Here is a 20,106-nt window from a genome sequence, read left to right on the forward strand (position 1 = left end):
ACGGAGAGATCAACTCCCGCATAATTCAGCCGAATTGACCTTCCCGCCCATCCCGCTGTGACCTGGATCACCATTAGCGTGGCTCACACAGGAAACCGCGGCGAAGGGATATTTCCATGCGCGTCGGAGTACTGACCGGAGGCGGCGACTGCCCCGGACTCAACGCCGTCATCCGGGGCATCGTCCGCAAGGGCGTGCAGGAGTACGGCTACGGTTTCGTCGGCTACCGGGACGGCTGGCGAGGCCCGCTCGAAGGTGACACCGTCCGGCTCGACATCCCCGCCGTGCGCGGCATCCTGCCCCGCGGCGGCACCATCCTCGGCTCCTCCCGCACCAACCCGCTCAAGCTGGAGAACGGCATCCGGCGCATCAAGGACAACCTCGCCGCGCAGGAGGTCGACGCGCTCATCGTGATCGGCGGCGAGGACACCCTCGGCGTGGCCGGGCGGCTCTGGGACGAGAGCGGCGTGCCCTGTGTCGGCGTACCGAAGACCATCGACAACGACCTGTCCGCCACCGACTACACCTTCGGCTTCGACACCGCCGTCGGCATCGCCACCGAGGCGATCGACCGGCTGCACACCACCGCCGAGTCGCACATGCGCGTCCTGGTCTGCGAGGTCATGGGCCGGCACGCCGGCTGGATCGCCATCCACTCCGGCCTCGCGGGCGGCGCCAACGTCATCCTCATCCCCGAGCAGCGCTTCGACGTGGACCAGGTGTGCGCCTGGATCACCTCGCGCTTCAAGGCGTCGTACGCCCCGATCGTGGTCGTCGCGGAGGGGGCCATGCCCAAGGACGGCGACGTCGTGCTGAAGGACGGGACCCTGGACTCCTTCGGGCACGTCCGGCTCTCCGGGGTCGGCGAGTGGCTGGCCAAGGAGATCGAGAAGCGGACCGGCAAGGAGGCCCGCACCACCGTCCTCGGGCACATCCAGCGCGGCGGCACCCCGAGCGCCTTCGACCGCTGGCTCGCCACCCGCTTCGGCCTGCACGCCATCGAGGCCGTCCGCGACGGCGACTTCGGCAAGATGGTCGCCCTGCGCGGCACGGACATCGTCCGGGTCCCGATCGCGGAGGCCACGGCCCGGCTGAAGACGGTCGATCCGACGCTGTACGACGAGGTGGGCGTCTTCTTCGGCTGAACCGGCGCCGGTGGGTTGTGGGCCGTATATTCGGCGTATTCGGCCCATAACCCACCAGACCGGGAGCGTTCGTGGAGATCCTCGCCTTCGGCGTCCAGGCCGACGAGAAGCCGCTGATCGAGAGCGCGTTCGCCGGCCGGCACGAGGTCCGCTGCCTGAGCGTCTTCCTCGACGAGGACACCGCGCCGATCGCCGCCGGACACGAGGCCATCTCCACCAGCGTCAACGCCGACCTGAACCCCCGGGTCCTGCAGACCCTCGCGGCCGGCGGCACCCGGCTCATCGCCCAGCGCTCCACCGGCTTCAACAACATCGACCTCGACGTCGCCGAACGCCTCGGCCTCACGGTGGCCCGCGTCTCCTCCTACTCGCCGTACTCCGTCGCCGAGTTCGCCTGGACCCTCGCGATGGCCGTCAACCGCCGGATCGTCCGCGCCGCGACCCGCACCCGCGACTTCGACTTCCGGCTCGACGGCCTGATGGGCCGCGATCTGCGCGGCCGTACCGTCGGCGTCCTCGGCACCGGCAGGATCGGCGAGGCGTTCACCCGGATCGCCCACGGCTTCGGCACGCGCCTGCTCGGCTGGGACGTCACCGAGAACCCGGCCTGCGTGGAACTCGGCATGACCTACGTCCCCAAGGACCAGCTCCTCGCCGAGTCCGACCTCGTCACCCTGCACGTCCCGCTGATGCCGGCGACCCAGCGGCTCATCGACGCGGACGCCCTGAAGCTGATGAAGGACGACGCGATCCTCGTCAACTCCAGCCGGGGCGGCCTGATCGACACCGCGGCCCTCGTCGCCGAACTCCGAGAGGGCCGCTTCACGGGCGTGGGCCTGGACGTCTACGAGGCGGAGGCGGGCCTGTTCTTCCTCGACAAGTCCCTGGAGGCGGTCGACGACGACACCCTGGCCCGCCTGGTCACCTTCCCGAACGTCCTGGTCACCTCCCACCAGGCGTACTACACCGAGGACGCCGTCGGCCAGATCATCGAGGCCACCGTCCGCAACGTCCTCGACTACACGGAGGGCCGCCGCTCCGAGAACGTGCTCGTCCCCCGCAGCTGACCCACCAGCTCCCGCACGACGGCGGCGCCGTCGAGCGTCAGCACCGACTCGGGATGGAACTGCACCCCGGCGAACCCGGGCCCCCGCAGCGCGTGCACCTCACCGCTCGCGCTCCGGCTGACCGCCACGTCGTGGGCGGCCAGCTCGACGGCGGTCTCGTCGTCGCACCGGGCCACGAAGCTGTTGTAGAACCCGACGGTCTCCGCCCGCCCGAACAGGTCGATCACCGTCTGCGCCCCCTGGTACGGAACCTCCTTCCGTACGATCTCCAGGCCCAGCTCCGCCGCGATCAGCTCGTGGCCGAGGCAGACGCCGAGGACACCGTGCCGGTTGGCCCGCAGGACGTCGGCGGCCAGCGCCCGCAGGAACCGCATCCTCGGGTCGGCCGTGTCGGACGGGTCGCCGGGCCCGGGACCCAGCACCACCGGCCCCTCGTGCGCGAGCACCGCCTCCCGCAGCCCCTCCTCGTCGTACCGCCGCACGGTCACCTCCAGGCCGCTCGACCGCAGCACGTGCGCGAGCATCGCCGTGAAGGTGTCCTCCGCGTCGACGACCAGCGCGTGCCCGGTCAGCTCCTCGGACCGCTCCTGCATCCGCAGCCAGAACGGGGCGAGCGAGGACCGGCGCCCGTCGAGCGCGGTCCGCACCCGCGGGTCGTCGGCCAGCCGGGGCCGCGCGCCCTCCGCACGCGGCCGGGACGGTCGTACGCCGAGGGCCGCCAGGACTCCCGCCGCCTTCGCGTGGGTCTCCGCGACCTCGCTCGCCGGGTCCGAGCCGCGGACCAGGGTGGCGCCGACCGGGACCCGCAGCCGGCCGGCCCGGTCGATGTCGGCGGTGCGGATGAGGATGGGGGAGTCCAGGGTCTGGGCACCGCCGGAGTCACGGCCGAGCAGCGCGAGGGCGCCGGCGTAGTAGCCGCGCCCGGCACCGTCCCGCCCGAGAGGCTCGTACCGCTCGATGACCCGGCAGGCGTTCTGCACCGGCGACCCGGTGACGGTCGCCGCGAACATCGTCTCCTTCAGCACCTCGCGCACGTCCAGCGAGGAACGGCCGCGCAACTCGTACTCGGTGTGCGCGAGATGGGCCATCTCCTTCAGCCGCGGCCCGATCACGACCCCGCCCATGTCGCCGACCGTGCACATCATCTTGAGCTCCTCGTCGACGACCATCGACAGCTCCTCGATCTCCTTCCCGTCGGCGAGGAAGGAGAGCAGGTGCTCGGGGGTGGGGCCCTCGGCCGGGTAGCGGTACGTCCCGCTGATCGGGTTCATGACGACGGTCCCGCCCGACATCCGGACGTGCACCTCGGGGCTCGCGCCCACCAGCGTCCGGTCTCCCGTGTGCACGACGAACGTCCAGTACGCGCCCCGCTCGCCGACCAGCAGCCGCCGGAACAGCGCCAGCGCCTCGGCCCTGCCGTACCCCGGGATCTCCCCCTCGTACGTCCGCCGGATGACGAAGTTGGCGCCCTCGCCGCGCCCGATCTCGTCCCGCAGCACCCGGCCGACGATCTCGCCGTAGGCCTCGTCGTCGACGTCGAAGCCGCCGCCCTCGACCCGGACGTCCCGCACGGGCAGCTGGGCCAGGGCGTCGGCGAGCGGGATCTCGTACGACTCCTCGGGGGCGAGGAAGGCCAGCGGGGTGCCGTCGTCGCGCACGTCGAAGCCGCGTTCGCGGATCTGGCGGAAGGGGATCAGGGCCAGGCCCTCGGCCGGGAGGTCGGCGAGACGGTCGTAGGAGACGACCGGGCCGCGCATGACCTCGATCACGTCCTGGTCGTGGCCCGGGGTGCGACGGCGCAGCAGGGCGAACGGGCGGGGATCGCTGAGCAGGTCGTCCAGATGCATGGGTCCTCGGTTCCTTCTCGTGGGAAGAGTGGAGAGGAACGGACCCCGGACACACCGAAGGCCGCCCCTCGGGCGGCCTTCGCGGAGTACTGGGAGTACGCGCAGTCAGTGGGCCGCCGGATGAGCGGTCCACCACCAGTTACGGGTCGAATGCGCGAACATGCGACGCACCCTACCCCACGCGCACCTGAGCGAGTGGGTGTCTCACCTGTCGAGCCGCGCGAAAACCGCTCGACACGACCCCGTAGTGTTGTGGCCGTGACCGTGAACGCTAAGACCAGCGCCAGCGCTGGCAACACCTGGCGAGACCTGCCCGCGGCGCAGCAGCCCGAGTACCCCGACACCGAGGCTCTGCGCGCAGTGATCGCGGACCTCGAGTCGTATCCGCCGCTCGTCTTCGCGGGCGAGTGCGACCAGCTGCGCGCCCGGTTGGCGGCCGTCGCCAAGGGAGAGGCGTTCCTCCTCCAGGGCGGCGACTGTGCCGAGGCCTTCGACGCGGTGTCCGCCGACCACATCCGCAACAAGCTGAAGACCCTGCTCCAGATGGGCGCCGTCCTCACGTACGCGGCCTCCGTGCCGGTCGTGAAGGTCGGCCGGATCGCCGGCCAGTACTCCAAGCCGCGCTCCAAGAGCACCGAGACCCGTGACGGCGTGACCCTGCCGACGTACCGGGGCGACTCGGTCAACGGCTTCGCCTTCGACGAGAAGTCCCGCGTCCCGGACCCCGAGCGCCTCAAGCGGATGTACAACGCGTCCGCCTCCACGCTCAACCTGGTCCGCGCCTTCACCACTGGCGGTTACGCCGACCTGCGCCAGGTGCACGCCTGGAACCAGGACTTCGTGAAGTCGTCCCCGTCCGGCCAGCGCTACGAGCAGCTCGCGCGCGAGATCGACAGCGCGCTGAACTTCATGCGGGCGTGCGGCACGGACCCGGAGGAGTTCAAGACCGTCGAGTTCTACTCCTCGCACGAGGCGCTCCTGCTGGACTACGAGTCGGCCCTGACCCGTGTCGACTCCCGCACCGGCCGGCTCTACGACGTCTCCGGGCACATGGTGTGGATCGGCGAGCGCACCCGCCAACTGGACGGCGCGCACATCGAGTTCGCGTCCCGGATCCGCAACCCGATCGGCGTCAAGCTCGGCCCGACGACGACCGCCGAGGACGCGCTGCAGTACATCGAGCGCCTCGACCCGGACCGCGAGCCCGGCCGGCTCACCTTCATCGTGCGGATGGGCGCGGACAAGGTCCGCGACAAGCTGCCCGAGCTGGTGGAGAAGGTCACCGCGTCCGGCGCGACCGTCGCCTGGATCACCGACCCGATGCACGGCAACACGTACGAGGCGGCCTCCGGCCACAAGACCCGGCGCTTCGACGACGTGCTCGACGAGGTGAAGGGCTTCTTCGAGGTCCACAAGGGCCTCGGCACCCACCCGGGCGGCATCCACGTCGAGCTCACGGGCGACGACGTCACCGAGTGCGTGGGCGGCGGCGACGAGATCTTCGTCGACGATCTGCACCAGCGCTACGAGACGGCCTGCGACCCGCGTCTCAACCGCAGCCAGTCGCTTGACCTGGCCTTCCTCGTCGCCGAGATGTACAGGGACCAGTAACCGTTTCACCTGTTGCAGCAGAGTGCCGTGGGGCGGGGATCACATACGATCCCCGCCCCACGGCACTTTTGTGGCACCTTCGGGCCGGGTAAGGTTAGGTTGGCCTTATCGAGTTCCGGCGGGAGGTGAATCCGCGTGTACGTCTGCAGCTGCTTCCAGGTGACCGAGGCGCAGGTCCAGCAGCACGCGGGTGGCGGTGCCTGCACGCCCCGCCAGATCGCCTCCGCCTGCAAGGCCGGTACCGACTGCGGTTCGTGCGTCCGCCGGATCCAGGCGATCCTCGGCCGCGGCAGCTGCCCGCGCCGCGATCTCGCGGCAGAGGGCGCGCCGGTCTTCGCCGACCTGCCCGAAGCGGCCGAACTGGACGAGGCCGCGTAGACCCTAGCTGGGCTGCTCGATCTGCTGCGCGATGTACAGCGCCTCGCCGAGCTGCTCGATCAGCTGGAGCTGGGTGTCGAGGTAGTCGATGTGGTGCTCCTCGTCCTCCAGGATGTCCTCGAAGATGTTGGCCGACGTGATGTCGCCCTTCGTGCGCATCACCTCGATCCCGCGCTTGAGGCGGTCGATCGCCTCGACCTCCACCTGCCGGTCCGCCTGGAACATCTCGGTGACCGTCTGGCCGACCCGGACGTGGAAGAGCCGCTGGTAGTTCGGCAGACCGTCGAGCATCAGGATGCGCTCGGTGATCTTGTCCGCGTGCTTCATCTCGTCGATGGACTCTTCACGCGTGTACTTGGCGAGCTTGGTCCAGCCGTTGTTGTCCTGGATGCGGTAGTGCAGCCAGTACTGGTTGATCGCGGTCAGCTCACCGGTGAGCTGCTCGTTCAGGAACTCGAGGACCTCGGGGTCGCCCTGCATCGCAGAGGCTCCTTCCAGAAACGGGGGGAACTGGTGGGTTGCGCCGCATGATTGCACCGGCGCGAAGAGGTCGTCCAGTAAGTGCATGCTTAGTAGGAGTTGCCCGAATCCGCCCAGAGCCGGTCATGTGCACCGCCCCCGGTCTGTCAGGATGGAGTCATGGGTCAGAGAGGGGTCGAACAGTCCGAGCTGCCACCGGGCCAGCGGCTCCAGCGCGGCTGGCCGGTCACCCACTACGGCCCGGTGCCCAAGTTCCGCCCCGAGCGCTGGGAGTTCAGGGTCTTCGGCTCCACCGCCGACGGCGACAAGCACTGCTGGAACCACGACGAGTTCACGGCCCTGCCCTACGACTCCGTGGTCGCCGACCTGCACTGCGTCACCAAGTTCAGCATGCTCGGCGCCGAATGGGGCGGCATCCCCGCCCGCACGATCCTCGACACCGCCCCGCCGGGACCCTCCGTCACCCATGTCATGGTCTGGGCGGAGTACGGCTTCAGCGCCAACCTCCGCCTCACGGACTTCGCCGCCGCCGGCACCATCTTCGCCACCCACAAGGACGGCGAACTCCTCACCGCGGAACACGGCTTCCCCCTCCGCCTGGTCGTCCCCCACCTGTACGCCTGGAAGGGCCCGAAGTGGGTCCGGGGCGTCGAGTACATGACGGCGGACCGGCGCGGATTCTGGGAGGAGCGGGGCTACCACAACGTGGGCGACCCGTGGAAGGAGCAGCGGTACTCCTACCAGGAGGGCCCCGGCGAGGGGCCCGAACTGTGAGCCCTACGCGTCCCTGAGCTTCTTCAGACGCTCCACGTCCGCCGCATGCCCTTCCCTGCCCCCGGGCGTCTCGATGACCAGCGGTACGCCCTCGGTCGCCGGGTGGGTCATCAGGGCCCGGAAGGGGTCCTCGCCGATGTGCCCGGAGCCGATGTTCTCGTGGCGGTCCTTGTGGGCGCCGACGACGTCCTTGGAGTCGTTGGCGTGGATCAGTCTCAGCCGCCCCTCGCCGACCGTGTCCACCAGCAGGTCGAGGGTCTGGTGCATACCGCTCGGGCCGGTCAGATCGTGCCCGGCGGCGAAGATGTGGCACGTGTCCAGGCAGACGCCCAGCTTCGGATGGGCGTCCAGCGCCTCGAAGTATGGGCCGAAGTCCCAGGTCCGGGAGCAGAGCGAGGAACCCTGGCCGGCCGTCGACTCCAGGAGCAGGAACGGGTCGTCGTCATGCGTCAACTCGTCCAGCAGGGGCAGCAGACGCTCCCGCACCTGGGCCAGCGCCACCGCCCGCTCCCGCCCGCCCGTCGCGCTCCCGGTGTGCACCACGACACCGAGCGCGCCGATCTCCCGGCCGCGCCGCAGCGAGTGCCGCAGGGACTCCACCGACTTCTCCACGGTGGCCTCGGTGTGCGAGCCGAAGTTGATCAGGTACGGGGCGTGCACGTACGCCGGGATCGACTCCGCCGCGCAGGCCGCGCGGAACTCCTCGTCCTGGCGCGGGTTCCCGGCCGGTGTGGCCCAGCCGCGCGGGTTGGCGACGAAGACCTGCACGGTCTCGGCGGCCAGCTCGCGCGCGTAGGACAGACCCACGGAGTGCAGGCCGCCGGCCACGGGGACATGGCCGCCGACGGGGTTCCGGATGACGGGGGCGACGGGGTTGCGGGAGGCGGGGGAGGGCTTGCTGCTCACCCGGCCAGGGTGTCACGCGCGCGGGCCGCCCCCGTCACCGGATGGTGATCGTGATCGTCGACCCCTTGGGAGCCTGCTGGCCCGCGTCCACGGACTGTTTCTTCACGGTGTCCCCGAACAGACCGAGCAGACCGCGGTCCTCCTTGACCTCGAAGCCGGACTGTTCGAGGAGCTTCGTCGCGGCGTCGACGCTCGCGCCGACCACGCTCGGGACCTCGACCATCTCCGGGCCCTTGGACAGCGTCAGCGTCACCGTGTCGCCCTCGGCGGCCCGGCTGTCGCCGGCCGGGGTCTGCTGGGCGACCTGGCCCGCGTCGTACTCCGAGGTGACCTCGGTGGCCGCCACCTTCACCGTGAGACCGGCTTCCTGGAGGTCCGCCTTCGCGTCGTCCAGGTCCTCGCCGGTGACGTCCGGCACGTCGACCGCGCTGCCCTTGCTGACGGTCAGGGCTATCGCGGAACCCGCGCGGCGCTTCGTGCCCGCCTCCGGGCTCGTGCTGATGACGGAGCCCTTGGGGACGTCGTCGCTGAACTCCCTGGTGACCATGCCGGCCGCGAGTCCGTCCCGCTTCAGCGTGCTCTGCGCCTTGTCCAGGCGGATGCCCGCCAGGTCCGGGACCTTCACGGTCTCCGGGCCGTCCGAGATGGTCAGGGTCACCGAGTCGTTGTCCCGGATGCGGGCGCCGGACTCCGGGTCGGTGCTGATGACCGTGCCGCGCTTGACGGTGTCGCTGTAGGCGTGGTCGACCTTCTTGACGTCGAGACCGGCCTCCTTGAGCCGCTCCCTCGCCTGCGCCTCGGACTTCGACAGCAGCGGCGGGACCTTCGTGAACTGGCCCGAGTTGATGTACCAGACGCCCGCCCCGACCCCCATGACCAGCAGCAGCGCGGCGACGATCGCCAGCAGACCGCGCCGGGGCCGCCGCGCGTCGCGCGGCCGGGGCGGCAGCGGGGGGCCGCTCTCGAACCTGCTGGTCCGGTTGACCGGGTCGCCCGGCCCGCCGTCCTCGTCGACCGGCAGCGGACGCGACGGGGGTCCCCCCGCGCGAGCGGAGCCGGGCAGGGGGGAGGTCAGCGAGCGGGGGATCACGCTCGTACGGTTCTCCGCGTTCGGATGCTCCGAGGCCAGCGCCTGCGGCGGCACCGCGTCCAGCTGCCCGTCGCTCAGCCGCGCGCGTGCCTCGCGGACGAGACCGAACAGCGCGACCGCGTCGTACGGCCGGAGGTCGGGGGTGCGCGCGGTGGCGGTGGCGACCAGCTCGTCCAGCTCGTACGCCAGGCCCGGCACGACGGCCGAGGGCGGCGGGACGTCCTCGTGCAGGTGTTTGTAGAGCACGATCGCGGCCGAGTCGCCCTCGTGCGGCTTCCGGCCGGTGAGCATCTCGTACAGCACGACACCGCACGCGTACACGTCGACCCGGGGGTCGGCGTTGCCGCCCTCGATCTGCTCCGGCGCGAGATACGACACCGTGCCGAGCACGGACCCGGTGGTGCTGGTGACGGTGTCCACGGACCTGACGAGCCCGAAGTCGGCGACCTTGACCCGGCCGTCGTCCCCTATGAGCACGTTCTCCGGCTTCATGTCCCGGTGCACGAACCCGGCCCGGTGCGCGGCGCCGAGCGCAGCGAGCACCGGCTCCAGGATGTCCAGGGCGGCCCGCGGCTGGAGCGCCCCGCGCTCGCGCAGCACGTCCCGCAGGGTGCAGCCGGCGACGTACTCCATCGCCAGATAGACGTACGTCCGGTCGGCGCCCTGGTCGAAGACCTGCACCACGTTCGGGTGCGCCAGCCGCGCCACGGACTTCGCCTCACGGATGAACCGGTCCACGAAGTGCCCGTCGGCCGCCAGCGTCGGGTGCATCACCTTGAGGGCGAGCACCCGGTCCAGGCGGGTGTCCACGGCCCGGTAGACCGTGGCCATCCCGCCGACGGCGATCCGCGCGTCGACGCGATAGCGGCCGTCGAGCAACTGCCCGACGAGAGGGTCATGAAGGGTCGTATCCACGCAGGTGAGTGTACGAGCCGACGCTGACACCATGACGTTTTCGGCCGGTTTAGGGGCCGTACTGAAGCGGACCTGTGACGCATCGCACGTGTCCGCGGCCACCCGCGACGGGGGCGTCCGCACGGGTGGGGGACGGAACGGCGGTGCGGCGCGGGTGCCTAGAAAGCGGGCCGTTCGGGGTCCAGGGCGGCGAGGCCCTCCGCAGGTGAGGACGCCGACGCGAAGTGTCGGCGGGGGATCCGCCCCGCCCGCGACGCCAGCCGCCCCGCCTCCACCGCGCTCCGCATCGCCGACGCCATCAGCACCGGTTCCCGCGCTCGCGTCACCGCCGACGCGAGCATCACTCCCGCGCATCCCAGCTCCATCGCGAACGCCACGTCGGACGCCGTCCCCGCTCCCGCGTCCAGAATCACCGGCACACGCGCGTGCTCGGTGATCAACTGGAAGTTGTGCGGATTGCGGATCCCGAGCCCCGACCCGATCGGCGACCCGAGCGGCATGACCGCCGCGCACCCGACGTCCTCCAGCTTCCGCGCCAGCACGGGATCGTCGTTCGTGTACGGCAGCACCGTGAACCCGTCGTCGACCAGCGTCTCGGCGGCGTCGAGGAGTTCGACCGGATCGGGCAGCAACGTGCGCTCGTCCGCGATCACTTCGAGTTTGACCAGCGAGGTCCCCAGCGCCTCCCGCGCCAGCCGTGCCGTCAGCACGGCCTCGCCCGCGGTGAAACAGCCCGCGGTGTTCGGCAGCACCCGGATGCCGAGCCGCTCCAGGACGGACAGCACCGAGCCGTGGACGGAGGCGTCGACGCGCCGCATCGCGACCGTCGTGAGCTCCGTGCCGGAGGCCACCAGCGCGCGCTCCAGGACGTCGAGGCTGGGGGCACCCCCGGTACCCATGATCAGCCGGGACGCGAAGGACGTACCACCGAGGACGAAGGGGTCGTCGGCCATGGGTCAGCCTCCTTGGACGGCGGTGAGGACCTCGACGCGGTCACCCTCGGAGAGGGAGGTCGACGGCCACTCCGCGCGCGGGACGACGGTTTCGTTGAGGGCGGCGGCCACTCCGGAGGGAGCCGGGGTGAGGGTCCGCACGAGCACGTCCAGGGGCGTGCCGGGCGCGATCTCCTGGTGCTCGCCGTTGACGGAGATGTTCATGCGGGCTGCTCCAGGAGTTCCGTGCGGGCGAACCGCTTCGGGCTGAACGGGCGTGCCTCGTCCGGCAGTCCACCGGTGCTCAGCGCGTGCGCCAGGGCATCGCCGGTGACCGGGGTGAGGAGTACGCCGTTGCGGTAGTGCCCGGTGGCCAGCAGCAGTCCCGGCAGGGTGGTCGGGCCGAGCAGCGGCGCGTTGTCGGGGGACCCGGGGCGCAGTCCTGCCCGGGTCTCGGTGAGCGGCAGTTCGGTGATCCCGGGGACCAGCTCATGGGCGTCGCGCAGCAGTTCGTAGACACCGCCCGCGGTCACCGTGGTGTCCCAGCCGAGTTCCTCGCTGGTCGCGCCGACGACCAGCTCGCCGTTCTCGCGCGGCACCAGGTAGACGTGGCTGCCGCGCACCAGGGCGCGCACGGTACGGCTCAGGAAGGGCGCGTGGCGCTGTGGCACGGTCAGCCGCAGCACCTGGCCCTTCACCGGCCGTACGGGCGGCAGGACGTCGTCGGGGACGCCCGCCAGACGCCCGCTGAGGCTGCCGGCCGCGAGGACCACCTGGTCCGCGGCGAGCGTGCCGCCGTCCCGCGTGACGACCCCCGTGGCGCGGTCCCCCGCGACCGTGAGCCGCTCGGCCCAGGTCCGGTGGAAGACGACCCCGGCGCGCTCGCAGGCGGCCACCAGGGCGGCCGCCAGCCGCCGCGGGTCGACCTGGTGGTCCCCGTCGACCCTGAGCCCTCCGCGCACGCCCGGCGCGAGCATCGGCTCCAGGCGCCGGCACTCGCGCCCGGACAGCCACTCGGAGTCCAGCCCCGACTGCCGCTGCAGGGCGTGCAGTTCACGCAGATGGGCGCGGTCGTCGGCGTCCAGGGCGACGGCCAGCGTGCCGCAGCGGCGGTAGCCGAGGTCCAGGCCGGTGAGGTCGGTCAGCTCGGCCGCGAAGTCCGGGTAGCGGTGGGCCGAGGCCAGGTTGAGGGCGAGCAGGGTCTGCTCGCCGTAGTGGAGTTCGGTGACGGCGGCCAGCATCCCGGCCGCGACCTGGGCGGCCCCGCCGCCCGGCTCCGGGTCCACCACGGCCGTGCCGAGGCCGCGCTGGGCCGCGCGCCAGGCCGTGACCAGGCCGATGATCCCGCCCCCGACGACGAGGACGTCTGAGGTGTGTGCAGGCATGGGCGTCCAGCCCCTCCCTTCGCCGGCATGACCCGGATCAGGTTCGTACGGTCGGAGGCCGCCAGCCTCCCTCTCAGCCCGGTGCGCCCGGACTCCCGCGAGTGCTTTACTCGGCCACCCTAGCCCGTGCCCCGTGCGCCAGTAAGGGAGCCTTCGTCCATGGTCCGTTCGCTCGACGGTCTCGTCCTCGCCCCCGTCGCCGACCAGGCCCCGGGGCAGGTCGGCACCCGCACCCGGTTCACGTACCACGAGCGGGACGGCGAGGTCTGGGCCGAGTACGCGGGCGGCGACGTCGTACGGGGGCGTCTCGTCGGCACGCGCGCGGGGGACCGGATCGACTTCCGGTACGTCCAGCTGAAGACGGACGGGACGACGTCCTCAGGGCACTGCGTCTCCCTGGTGACCGAGTCGCCCGACGGCCGCGTCCGCCTGGAGGAGACCTGGGAGTGGGAGTCCCAGGAGGGAAACGGGACCAGCACTGTGGAACAGGTCACCTGACGCGCCCGCTGACTGACAAATCGTCAGGTGTCTATGGTGATCGAGTGAGCGAGCAGACGCGGGACCAGGGCACAGTGGCGGAGCGGCGCGTGGTCGTCGTCGGCGCGGGCATGGCCGGGGTGCAGACCGCGGTCGCCCTCCGGGAACAGGGCTTCACCGGCAGCGTCACCCTGATCGGCGCGGAACCCCATCAGCCCTACGACCGGCCCCCGCTGTCCAAGGCCGTCCTGCTCGGCAAGGCCGAGGGTTCCGCCTTCGACGTCGACTTCGAGGCGCTCGGTCTCGAAGTGCGGCTGGGGTGCGAGGTGCTGGGCCTGCGCCCCGGCGACCACGAACTGGACACCGCCGAGGGCCCGGTGCCCTACGACGTCCTCGTCCTCGCCACCGGTGCCGAACCGATCCGGCTGCCGGGTGCCGACGGCGTCCCCGGCGTCCATCTGCTGCGCACTCTGGACGACGCCGAGCGGCTGCGCCCGGTGCTCGCCCGGCAGCACGACATCGTGGTCGTCGGCGCGGGCTGGATCGGCGCCGAGTTCGCCACCGCCGCGCGCGAGGCGGGCTGTGCGGTGACCGTCGTGGAGGCGGCGGACCGGCCGCTCGCGGGGGCGCTGCCCGCCGAGGTGGCCGCGCCGATGGCCGCCTGGTACGCCGCCGCAGGAGCCTCCCTGCGGACGCACGCACGCGTGGCGCACGTCGAGCCCGGCGAAGTGGTCCTCGACGACGGGACCCGGCTGCCCGCCGGAGCTGTCGTGGTCGGCATCGGCGCCCGCCCCGCCACCGCCTGGCTGACGGGCTCGGGCATCGCCCTGGGCGCGCACCACGAGGTCCTGGCCGACGACCGCCTGCGCACCTCGGTGCCGGACGTCTACGCGGTCGGCGACTGCGCCTCCTTCCCCTCGGGGAGGTACGGCGAGCGGCTCCTCGTCCACCACTGGGACAACGCCCTCCAGGGGCCGCGCACGGTCGCCGCGAACATCGTCGGGGAGGCCTCGGCGGTGTACGACCCGGTGCCGTACTTCTGGTCGGAGCAGTTCGGCCGCTTCGTCCAGTACGCCGGCCATCACGCGTCCGCCGACACCGTCCTGTGGCGCGGCGACCCGTCCACCCCGGCGTGGAGCGTCTGCTGGCTGCGCGGGGACCGCCTGGTGGCCCTGCTGGCGGTGGGCCGCCCCCGTGACCTGGCCCAGGGCCGTCGGCTGATCGAGTCGGCGACCCCCATGGACCGCGAGCGGCTGGCGGACGCTTCTCTCCCGATGAAGACCGCTGTCGCCTAGTTCGTCCCACCGGGTCGGACCGGCCCGGCTTCCGACTGTCAGTCCGGGATGGCACGCTGTTTACGTGACCGAGATTGACGCAAAGACCGATGCTCTCGTCCCCGCCTGGCTCACGCTGCCCGACATCGCGGAGATGCTCGATGTCGAGGTGACCCGCGTGCGGCAGCTGGTCAAGGAGGGCCAAGTCATCGCCGTACGCCGTGGTGAGAACCGCGCGCTGCACGTCCCCGCCGCCTTCATCGACGGGGCCGAGCAGAAGGTCGTCAAGGGCCTCACGGGGACCCTGACGCTCCTGCGGGACGACGGCTTCTCCGACGAGGAGATGCTGGAGTGGCTCTTCACCCCCGACCCCAGCCTGCCCGGCACCCCCGCGCAGGCCCTGAGCGAGAATCGCGGCACGGAGGTGAAGCGCCGCGCCCAGGCGCTCGCCGTCTGACCCGGACGACCGCCAGGTGTACGGGCCGCGGCGAAGCTCACCGCGGCCCGTACGCGACACCACCGCACATCGGACAACGGGGGACACACGCATGCCCGACACCACCGCCGCAGCCGCCCGCGCGGAACTCGCCGACGCCCGGGTCTACCTCTGCACGGACGCCCGCAGACGCCAGGGCGACCTCGCGGAGTTCCTGGACGCGGTCCTGGCCGGCGGGGTCGACATCGTGCAGCTGCGCGACAAGGGCATGGAGGCCGCCGAGGAGCTGGAGCACCTCCAGGTCTTCGCCGACGCCTGCGCCCGGCACGGCAGACTCCTCGCGGTCAACGACCGCGCGGACGTCGCCCACGCCGCGGGCGCCGACGTACTGCACCTCGGGCAGGGCGACCTCCCGGTGCCCGCCGCCCGCGCGATCCTCGGCGAGGACGTCCTGATCGGCCGCTCCACGCACGCCGAGTCCGAGGCCGCCGCGGCGGCCGTTCAGGAGGGCGTGGACTACTTCTGCACGGGCCCGTGCTGGCCCACCCCCACCAAGCCCGGCCGTCACGCCCCCGGTCTCGGCCTGGTCCGGTACACGGCCGCCCTGGGCACCGACCGCCCCTGGTTCGCCATCGGCGGCATCGACCTCGGCAACCTCGACGAGGTGCTCGAAGCGGGCGCCCGCAGGGTCGTCGTCGTACGGGCCGTCACGGAAGCGGACGACCCGGGCGCGGCGGCGGCCGAGTTCGCGAAGCGGCTGCGGCAGGCCTGACGGGCGCACGGCTCGATTCCGGCTGTCCGATGGGTGGACAACAAGGCGACAAAACAGGCAAATTCCCCGTTCCGGTTGGGTGTCCGGCGCCCCCTGACTAACCTGCGGGTATGGCCTTCGGAACCGCGTCCACCAGGACCGATCGCGCACGCACCGTGCGTGACATGCTCGCGACCGGCAAAAGGACGTACTCGTTCGAGTTCTCCGCGCCGAAAACTCCCAAGGGCGAGCGGAACCTGTGGAGCGCGCTGCGGCGGGTCGAGGCCGTCGCCCCAGACTTCGTCTCCGTGACCTACGGCGCCGGCGGCTCGACCCGCGCGGGCACCGTCAAGGAGACCGAGCAGATCGTCGCCGACACCACGCTGACCCCGGTCGCCCACCTCACCGCGGTCAACCACTCCGTCGCCGAACTGCGCAACATCATCGGCCAGTACGCCGACGCGGGCATCCGCAACATCCTCGCGGTGCGCGGCGACCCGCCCGGCGACCCCATGGCCGACTGGGTGGCGCACCCCCAGGGGCTGACGTACGCGGCCGAACTGGTGCGGCTCATCAAGGAGTCCGGTGATTTCTGCGTCGGCGTCGCCGCCTTCCCGGAGATGCACCCGCGCTCCCCGGACTGGGACACGGACGTCGCGCACTTCGTCGACAAGTGCCGGGCCGGCGCCGACTACGCGATCACGCAAATGTTCTTCGAACCCGAGTCGTACCTGCGGTTGCGCGACCGAGTCGAGGCCGCGGGCTGCCCGACCCCCGTCATCCCCGAGGTCATGCCGGTGACCAGCGTGCGAATGCTGGAGCGGTTGCCGCAGCTCAGCAACGCCGACATCCCTGCCGCCCTGAAAGAGCGAATCCTCACAGCCAAAGACGATCCGGCGGCTGTACGCTCGATCGGAATCGACTTCGCCACGGAGTTCTGCGCCCGGCTGCTGGCCGAAGGAGTGCCGGGCCTGCACTTCATCACGCTCAACAGCTCCACGGCGACGCTGGAAATCTACGAGAACCTGGGCCTGCACCATCCACCGCAGGCCTAGACCGGCCGCCGGGACATACGACACACTGCGTAGCGGCCACTGGGAGAGGGGCGTACATGGGCTGGACGGTCCTCTACATCGCGTTCGGCATCGTCGCACTGTGGTTGCTCGGTGAGGTGCTGCTGCAGTACAAGGCACGCCTGCGCTGGCGACTGCTCGCGTTCGTCGGCTTCCTGGGCGTCGTCCTGGGTGTGCTGATTCCCTCCGTCGTCGTCATCGGCCTCGGCGCCATCGCCTTCGCCGTCGGCCAGACCTACGTCACCCTCTCGTTCCGCCGCGGCTTCGAAGAGGGCTGGGCGGTCTCCGGCCGGCCGAGCGTGGGCGGCATCAAGCGCCGCCGCGGCGAACCGGACGACCAGGACCCGAACCCGGACGCGTCCGGCCTGGGGTCGGGCTCCGGCGCCTTCCAGGACTACGACCGGAACAAGGCCTTCGGCCAGGACGACGACTACGACCGCGACGACGTCTTCACCCCGAACCGCCCGCTGAATCCCACGGCCGCCGAGACCACCTCGGTCTACGAGCCGCAGCCCCTCCCGGACGACACCGGCTCCTACGGCGTGTACAACACCGCCGCGTACGCGAACGCCACCGACCCCGACTTCGCGGGCACGGACCAGGCGTACGCCGCCGCGGGCCAGACCCAGGACCAGGCCTACGCGGCCGCTGCCCAGGGCGACGGCCAGAACTACGGCTACGACCAGTACACGGGCTACGACCAGCAGCAGTACGGCTACGACACCACCGGCCAGCAGCAGTACGCGGCCTACTCCGACCCGTACATCGGCACCCAGACGTACGGCGGCACCGGCTACGACACGGGCTACGACGGCCAGCAGCAGTACCCCCAGCAGGGCTACGCACAGGACCAGTACGGCAACGGCGGCTACGGCGGCGAGACCCCGGCCGGCGGTGTGTGGGTCCCGCAGCAGCGCAACGACGAGACCTACGGCGGCGAACTCCCGGACCAGCAGTACCCCTACCAGGGCGACGGCCAGCAACAGCCCCGGCAGCAGCCGCAGTCGGGCACCGGCTACGACGAGCAGTACCGTTTCTGAAGCCTGCTGAGGTCCGTCCACCGGGCCCGCTCACGGGGAGTCGTCCGCCGGGGCCTGCCTACTGGGACCCCCTGAACTGCGGCCCCTCCACGATCAGTCCGGCGACCAGCGCCCCCGACATCCCGGCGTGCGGCAGCCCCCCGCCTGGGTGCGACCAGCCGCCGACCCGGTAGAGGCCGGGCACGCGCGTGGTGTTCGCCGGGTGCAGGAAACGGCCCCGCCCGGCGGCGAGCGACGGCGCGGGCACGGCGCCGAAGCGGGTGCCCGTCTCGCCCTCCGTCTGCTCGGGCGTACGCACCTCGTGCCAGAGCAGGCGCTCCCGGAGCCGCGGTACGGCCCGTCCGGCGGCTTCGAGGAGGAAGTCCGTGTACCGCCGGACCGTCTCCGCGTCCGCCCAGCCCGCGTCGCCCGACAGCACGGCCGACACCACCACGGACTCGTGCGCGTCGTCCGGCCGCAGCGCGGGGTCGTCGGGGCGCAGCACCGTCACCGTGGGACAGGCGGGCGGGTCGCCACCGGGGGAGGCCAGGAGGTCCAACTCGGCCTCGCGGTCCGGCGCGTGGACGACCGTACGGTGCGCGGCCCCCGCCTCGCGCGCGCCGCGCAGGGCCAGCAGCAGCGTGCAGCGCACCGGCCGAGATGAGCCCACGTCGGCCTGTACGTCGCCGTCCTGGTCCAGTGGACGGTCCGTCAGGGCCCGCAGCCGCACCGGGTCCACGTCCGCGACGACATGGTCGGCGTCGGCCACCGTGCCCCCGGCGAGCTCGACCCCGGCCGCCCGCCCGTCCTTCTCCAGGACCCGGATCACCTCGGCTCCGAAGACGAACTCGACCCGCCTGGCCACACACCGCTCGTACACCGCGCGCGCCAACTCCCGCATGCCGCCCCGCACATACCAGGTGCCGAAGGCGTGCTCCATGTACGGCAGCACCGCCGCGCTCGCCGGAGCGGTGCGGGGATCGAGGCCGTACGCCAGGGCGTGGCTCTCCAGGAGGGCGGCCAGGCGCTCGTCGCGCAGCTCCCAGGTGCCGATCTCGGCGAGGGTGCTCGCGCGCCGGGTGCGCAGCAGCTTCTTGTGCGGGACCGCGGGATAGGGCTCCTGGCCGGCCAGCACCGGCCAGTTCGGCCACAGGGGTTCCTCCAGGAGGGGCCTGCGGGTGCGGTCCCAGGCCTCGCGGGCCCGGACCAGGAAGTCGCCCCAGCGCCGGCCCGCGCCGTCACCCAGCGCCTCGTCCAGGGCGGTGACGACGCCCGCGCGGGAGGCGTTCGGCAACGACACCGCCGTGCCGTCCGCGAAGAGGTGCCGGGAGGACGGGTCGACCTGGACCAGCTCGACCAGGTCCTCCAGCGGCTCCTTGCCGGTCTTGATGAACAGGTCGCGGTGGACCGCGGGCACGGGCAGCAGCCCCGGGCCGGTGTCGAAGCCGAACCCGTCCCGCTCGAAGCGGCGCACCGCGCCGCCGTACGTCTCCGTACGCTCGTACACCGTCACCCGGTGGCCCGCGACGGCCAGCCGGGCAGCGGCCGCCATCGCGCCCATGCCGGCGCCGATCACCGCAATCCGTGCCATGCCTGCGACCCTATCGGCCGCCACTGACAGTCACGGCCGGGGGCGTCACCAGGGGTCGTGGTCGGGCGGGTGTCCGGGGGCCGCTCCCACCTGGGCGGCGAGGCGTTTCTCCTCGCGGCGCTGGGCCCGGCGGCGCAGGAAGCGGCGGATCCGGGAGACCAGGAAGAGCAGGACCGTGAGCCCGGCCGCCAGCAGGACGGCCGCGATGATCGCCGCCGCCTCGGGATGGAACATCGCGAACGAGACGATCCCGCCGACCCCGAGATCCTCGGCGAAGCTCATGATCACGTTGCTGAACGGCTCGGGCGAGGTGTTGATCGCCATCCGCGTCCCGCTCTTGACCGCGTGGCTGGCCAGTGCCGACGAACCGCCGATCAGTCCCGCCGCCACGTCGTTCAGGGAACCGCTGTGCCCGGCGAGCACCGCGCCGACCCACGCCCCCGCGGCCGGCCGGATCACCGTGTGCACGGAGTCCCACAGGGAGTCGACGTAGGGGATCTTGTCGGCGACCGCCTCGCACAGGAACAGGACGCCCGCCGTGACGAGGACCTCAGGGCGTTGCAGCGACTCGGGGACCGCGTCGGTCACCCCGGTCGCGCCGAAGATCCCGAGCAGCAGCACCACCGCGTACGCGTTGATGCCGCTGGCCCAGCCGCTGGTGAAGACCAGGGGGAGTACGGACACGGAGGCGATAGTAGCCACTCGGCAACTCGGCGTCCTGGGCCTGAGTGCGTACGGCTGAGTATCCGTACCTAGGGAGTGAGATGAGTACGCGCGCGGATGGGGTGCCACCTGCGCGAACGAGAGAGTAGGGGCACGGAAAGGGGCGCGGCTCCGGAACCGCCGGCACGGGGCGGCGGAACGGAGCCCGCGCCCTTGGCCGCTCCTTCCGCCGGATGTCCCGGCGGGAGCGAGGCACGGGGGAACCCGGGAACCCGGCCGACCAGGGTTCCGA

21 protein-coding genes and 1 riboswitch are annotated in these 20,106 nt (G+C 71.8%); of the genes, 11 read left to right on the top strand and 10 right to left on the bottom strand.

The features are described 5' to 3' along the window. The first annotated feature begins 116 nt into the window (after positions 1-116). Both ACIPTO_RS24470 and ACIPTO_RS24475 read left to right on the top strand, forming a co-directional pair. Positions 117-1,145, top strand: coding sequence for a 6-phosphofructokinase (locus ACIPTO_RS24470; RefSeq protein ID WP_366319920.1), 1,029 nt, complete (start codon positions 117-119; stop codon positions 1,143-1,145). Between the two features lie 71 nt (positions 1,146-1,216). Continuing rightward, positions 1,217-2,212 carry a 2-hydroxyacid dehydrogenase gene (locus ACIPTO_RS24475; protein ID WP_366319918.1) on the top strand — a complete coding sequence of 332 codons (996 nt, stop codon included), beginning with the start codon at positions 1,217-1,219 and terminating at the stop codon, positions 2,210-2,212. On the opposite strand, the gene ACIPTO_RS24480 is transcribed toward ACIPTO_RS24475, so the two are convergent. After that, positions 2,164-4,059, bottom strand: coding sequence for an anthranilate synthase family protein (locus ACIPTO_RS24480; protein WP_401195561.1), 1,896 nt, complete (start codon positions 4,057-4,059; stop codon positions 2,164-2,166). The genes ACIPTO_RS24475 and ACIPTO_RS24480 overlap by 49 nt on opposite strands. A gap of 105 nt (positions 4,060-4,164) precedes the next feature. Next, the gene (locus ACIPTO_RS24485) at positions 4,165-4,221 is read right to left on the bottom strand and encodes a trp operon leader peptide (protein ID WP_073735655.1); all 57 of its coding nucleotides are present in this window, start codon (positions 4,219-4,221) and stop codon (positions 4,165-4,167) included. A gap of 96 nt (positions 4,222-4,317) precedes the next feature. Here ACIPTO_RS24485 and ACIPTO_RS24490 point away from each other — a divergent pair, with 96 nt between their 5' ends. Both ACIPTO_RS24490 and ACIPTO_RS24495 read left to right on the top strand, forming a co-directional pair. Beyond that, on the top strand, positions 4,318-5,670 hold the full coding sequence (locus tag ACIPTO_RS24490; RefSeq protein ID WP_366319914.1) for a class II 3-deoxy-7-phosphoheptulonate synthase: 1,353 nt from the start codon (positions 4,318-4,320) through the stop codon (positions 5,668-5,670). 135 nt (positions 5,671-5,805) lie between these two features. After that, positions 5,806-6,048 (top strand): (2Fe-2S)-binding protein, encoded by a 243-nt coding sequence (locus tag ACIPTO_RS24495; protein ID WP_366319912.1) that lies wholly within the window; start codon positions 5,806-5,808, stop codon positions 6,046-6,048. A gap of 3 nt (positions 6,049-6,051) precedes the next feature. Here ACIPTO_RS24495 and bfr read toward each other — a convergent pair whose 3' ends face one another. Next, positions 6,052-6,528: a bacterioferritin gene (gene bfr / locus ACIPTO_RS24500; protein ID WP_019062355.1), complete on the bottom strand. Its 477-nt coding sequence runs from the start codon at positions 6,526-6,528 to the stop codon at positions 6,052-6,054. A gap of 159 nt (positions 6,529-6,687) precedes the next feature. Here bfr and ACIPTO_RS24505 point away from each other — a divergent pair, with 159 nt between their 5' ends. Continuing rightward, positions 6,688-7,302, top strand: coding sequence for a sulfite oxidase-like oxidoreductase (locus tag ACIPTO_RS24505; RefSeq protein ID WP_366319910.1), 615 nt, complete (start codon positions 6,688-6,690; stop codon positions 7,300-7,302). Positions 7,303-7,305: 3 nt separating this feature from the next. Here ACIPTO_RS24505 and ACIPTO_RS24510 read toward each other — a convergent pair whose 3' ends face one another. From ACIPTO_RS24510 to thiO, 5 genes are all read right to left on the bottom strand, one after another. Next, positions 7,306-8,208 carry a deoxyribonuclease IV gene (locus ACIPTO_RS24510; RefSeq protein WP_401195566.1) on the bottom strand — a complete coding sequence of 301 codons (903 nt, stop codon included), beginning with the start codon at positions 8,206-8,208 and terminating at the stop codon, positions 7,306-7,308. A 34-nt stretch (positions 8,209-8,242) separates the two neighbouring features. Then, entirely contained in the window at positions 8,243-10,213 is a 1,971-nt protein-coding gene (gene pknB / locus ACIPTO_RS24515; protein ID WP_401195569.1) for a Stk1 family PASTA domain-containing Ser/Thr kinase, read from the bottom strand. A 158-nt stretch (positions 10,214-10,371) separates the two neighbouring features. Beyond that, the gene (locus ACIPTO_RS24520) at positions 10,372-11,166 is read right to left on the bottom strand and encodes a thiazole synthase (protein ID WP_401195571.1); all 795 of its coding nucleotides are present in this window, start codon (positions 11,164-11,166) and stop codon (positions 10,372-10,374) included. A 3-nt stretch (positions 11,167-11,169) separates the two neighbouring features. Then, complete coding sequence (gene thiS, locus ACIPTO_RS24525; protein ID WP_366319902.1) at positions 11,170-11,370, bottom strand: sulfur carrier protein ThiS; 201 nt, start codon at positions 11,368-11,370, stop codon at positions 11,170-11,172. After that, positions 11,367-12,530: a glycine oxidase ThiO gene (thiO, locus tag ACIPTO_RS24530; protein WP_401195573.1), complete on the bottom strand. Its 1,164-nt coding sequence runs from the start codon at positions 12,528-12,530 to the stop codon at positions 11,367-11,369. Before thiO ends, thiS begins: the two co-directional genes overlap by 4 nt. Continuing rightward, a riboswitch (TPP riboswitch) is annotated at positions 12,528-12,639 on the bottom strand. (Overlaps the previous gene by 3 nt.) Before the next feature lie 50 nt (positions 12,640-12,689). On the opposite strand from thiO, the gene ACIPTO_RS24535 reads away from it, so the two are divergent. The 6 genes from ACIPTO_RS24535 to ACIPTO_RS24560 all read left to right on the top strand — a co-directional run bounded on the left by ACIPTO_RS24535 (position 12,690) and on the right by ACIPTO_RS24560 (position 17,581). Beyond that, positions 12,690-13,028, top strand: coding sequence for a hypothetical protein (locus tag ACIPTO_RS24535; RefSeq protein ID WP_401195575.1), 339 nt, complete (start codon positions 12,690-12,692; stop codon positions 13,026-13,028). Between the two features lie 44 nt (positions 13,029-13,072). Then, positions 13,073-14,302, top strand: coding sequence for an NAD(P)/FAD-dependent oxidoreductase (locus ACIPTO_RS24540; RefSeq protein ID WP_401195578.1), 1,230 nt, complete (start codon positions 13,073-13,075; stop codon positions 14,300-14,302). 64 nt (positions 14,303-14,366) lie between these two features. After that, the gene (locus ACIPTO_RS24545) at positions 14,367-14,738 is read left to right on the top strand and encodes an Rv2175c family DNA-binding protein (protein WP_366319894.1); all 372 of its coding nucleotides are present in this window, start codon (positions 14,367-14,369) and stop codon (positions 14,736-14,738) included. 91 nt (positions 14,739-14,829) lie between these two features. Next, the gene (gene thiE, locus ACIPTO_RS24550; protein WP_366319892.1) at positions 14,830-15,489 is read left to right on the top strand and encodes a thiamine phosphate synthase; all 660 of its coding nucleotides are present in this window, start codon (positions 14,830-14,832) and stop codon (positions 15,487-15,489) included. Between the two features lie 110 nt (positions 15,490-15,599). Further along, positions 15,600-16,523, top strand: a complete 924-nt coding sequence (metF, locus tag ACIPTO_RS24555) for a methylenetetrahydrofolate reductase [NAD(P)H] (RefSeq protein WP_401195581.1) — start codon at positions 15,600-15,602, stop codon at positions 16,521-16,523. A gap of 56 nt (positions 16,524-16,579) precedes the next feature. After that, positions 16,580-17,581, top strand: coding sequence for a hypothetical protein (locus ACIPTO_RS24560; RefSeq protein WP_401195584.1), 1,002 nt, complete (start codon positions 16,580-16,582; stop codon positions 17,579-17,581). 58 nt (positions 17,582-17,639) lie between these two features. Here ACIPTO_RS24560 and ACIPTO_RS24565 read toward each other — a convergent pair whose 3' ends face one another. Beyond that, entirely contained in the window at positions 17,640-19,151 is a 1,512-nt protein-coding gene (locus ACIPTO_RS24565) for a phytoene desaturase family protein (RefSeq protein ID WP_401195587.1), read from the bottom strand. Positions 19,152-19,196: 45 nt separating this feature from the next. Next, complete coding sequence (locus ACIPTO_RS24570) at positions 19,197-19,835, bottom strand: DUF4126 domain-containing protein (protein ID WP_401195589.1); 639 nt, start codon at positions 19,833-19,835, stop codon at positions 19,197-19,199. Between the last annotated feature and the right edge of the window lie 271 nt (positions 19,836-20,106).

It is taken from the genome of Streptomyces sp. NPDC090083 (genome assembly GCF_044747445.1).
Classification (GTDB): Bacteria; Actinomycetota; Actinomycetes; order Streptomycetales; family Streptomycetaceae; genus Streptomyces.

Excerpts from the sequence above, each read along its gene's own strand:
- ACIPTO_RS24470 (WP_366319920.1), top strand. The coding sequence starts at position 117 with ATGCGCGTCGGAGTACTGACCGGAGGCGGCGACTGCCCCGGACTCAAC.
- ACIPTO_RS24480 (WP_401195561.1), bottom strand. The coding sequence starts at position 4,059 with ATGCATCTGGACGACCTGCTCAGCGATCCCCGCCCGTTCGCCCTGCTG.
- bfr (WP_019062355.1), bottom strand. The coding sequence starts at position 6,528 with ATGCAGGGCGACCCCGAGGTCCTCGAGTTCCTGAACGAGCAGCTCACC.
- ACIPTO_RS24505 (WP_366319910.1), top strand. The coding sequence starts at position 6,688 with ATGGGTCAGAGAGGGGTCGAACAGTCCGAGCTGCCACCGGGCCAGCGG.
- ACIPTO_RS24520 (WP_401195571.1), bottom strand. The coding sequence starts at position 11,166 with ATGGCCGACGACCCCTTCGTCCTCGGTGGTACGTCCTTCGCGTCCCGG.
- thiS (WP_366319902.1), bottom strand. The coding sequence starts at position 11,370 with ATGAACATCTCCGTCAACGGCGAGCACCAGGAGATCGCGCCCGGCACG.
- thiO (WP_401195573.1), bottom strand. The coding sequence starts at position 12,530 with ATGCCTGCACACACCTCAGACGTCCTCGTCGTCGGGGGCGGGATCATC.
- ACIPTO_RS24535 (WP_401195575.1), top strand. The coding sequence starts at position 12,690 with ATGGTCCGTTCGCTCGACGGTCTCGTCCTCGCCCCCGTCGCCGACCAG.
- thiE (WP_366319892.1), top strand. The coding sequence starts at position 14,830 with ATGCCCGACACCACCGCCGCAGCCGCCCGCGCGGAACTCGCCGACGCC.
- metF (WP_401195581.1), top strand. The coding sequence starts at position 15,600 with ATGGCCTTCGGAACCGCGTCCACCAGGACCGATCGCGCACGCACCGTG.
- ACIPTO_RS24560 (WP_401195584.1), top strand. The coding sequence starts at position 16,580 with ATGGGCTGGACGGTCCTCTACATCGCGTTCGGCATCGTCGCACTGTGG.
- ACIPTO_RS24565 (WP_401195587.1), bottom strand. The coding sequence starts at position 19,151 with ATGGCACGGATTGCGGTGATCGGCGCCGGCATGGGCGCGATGGCGGCC.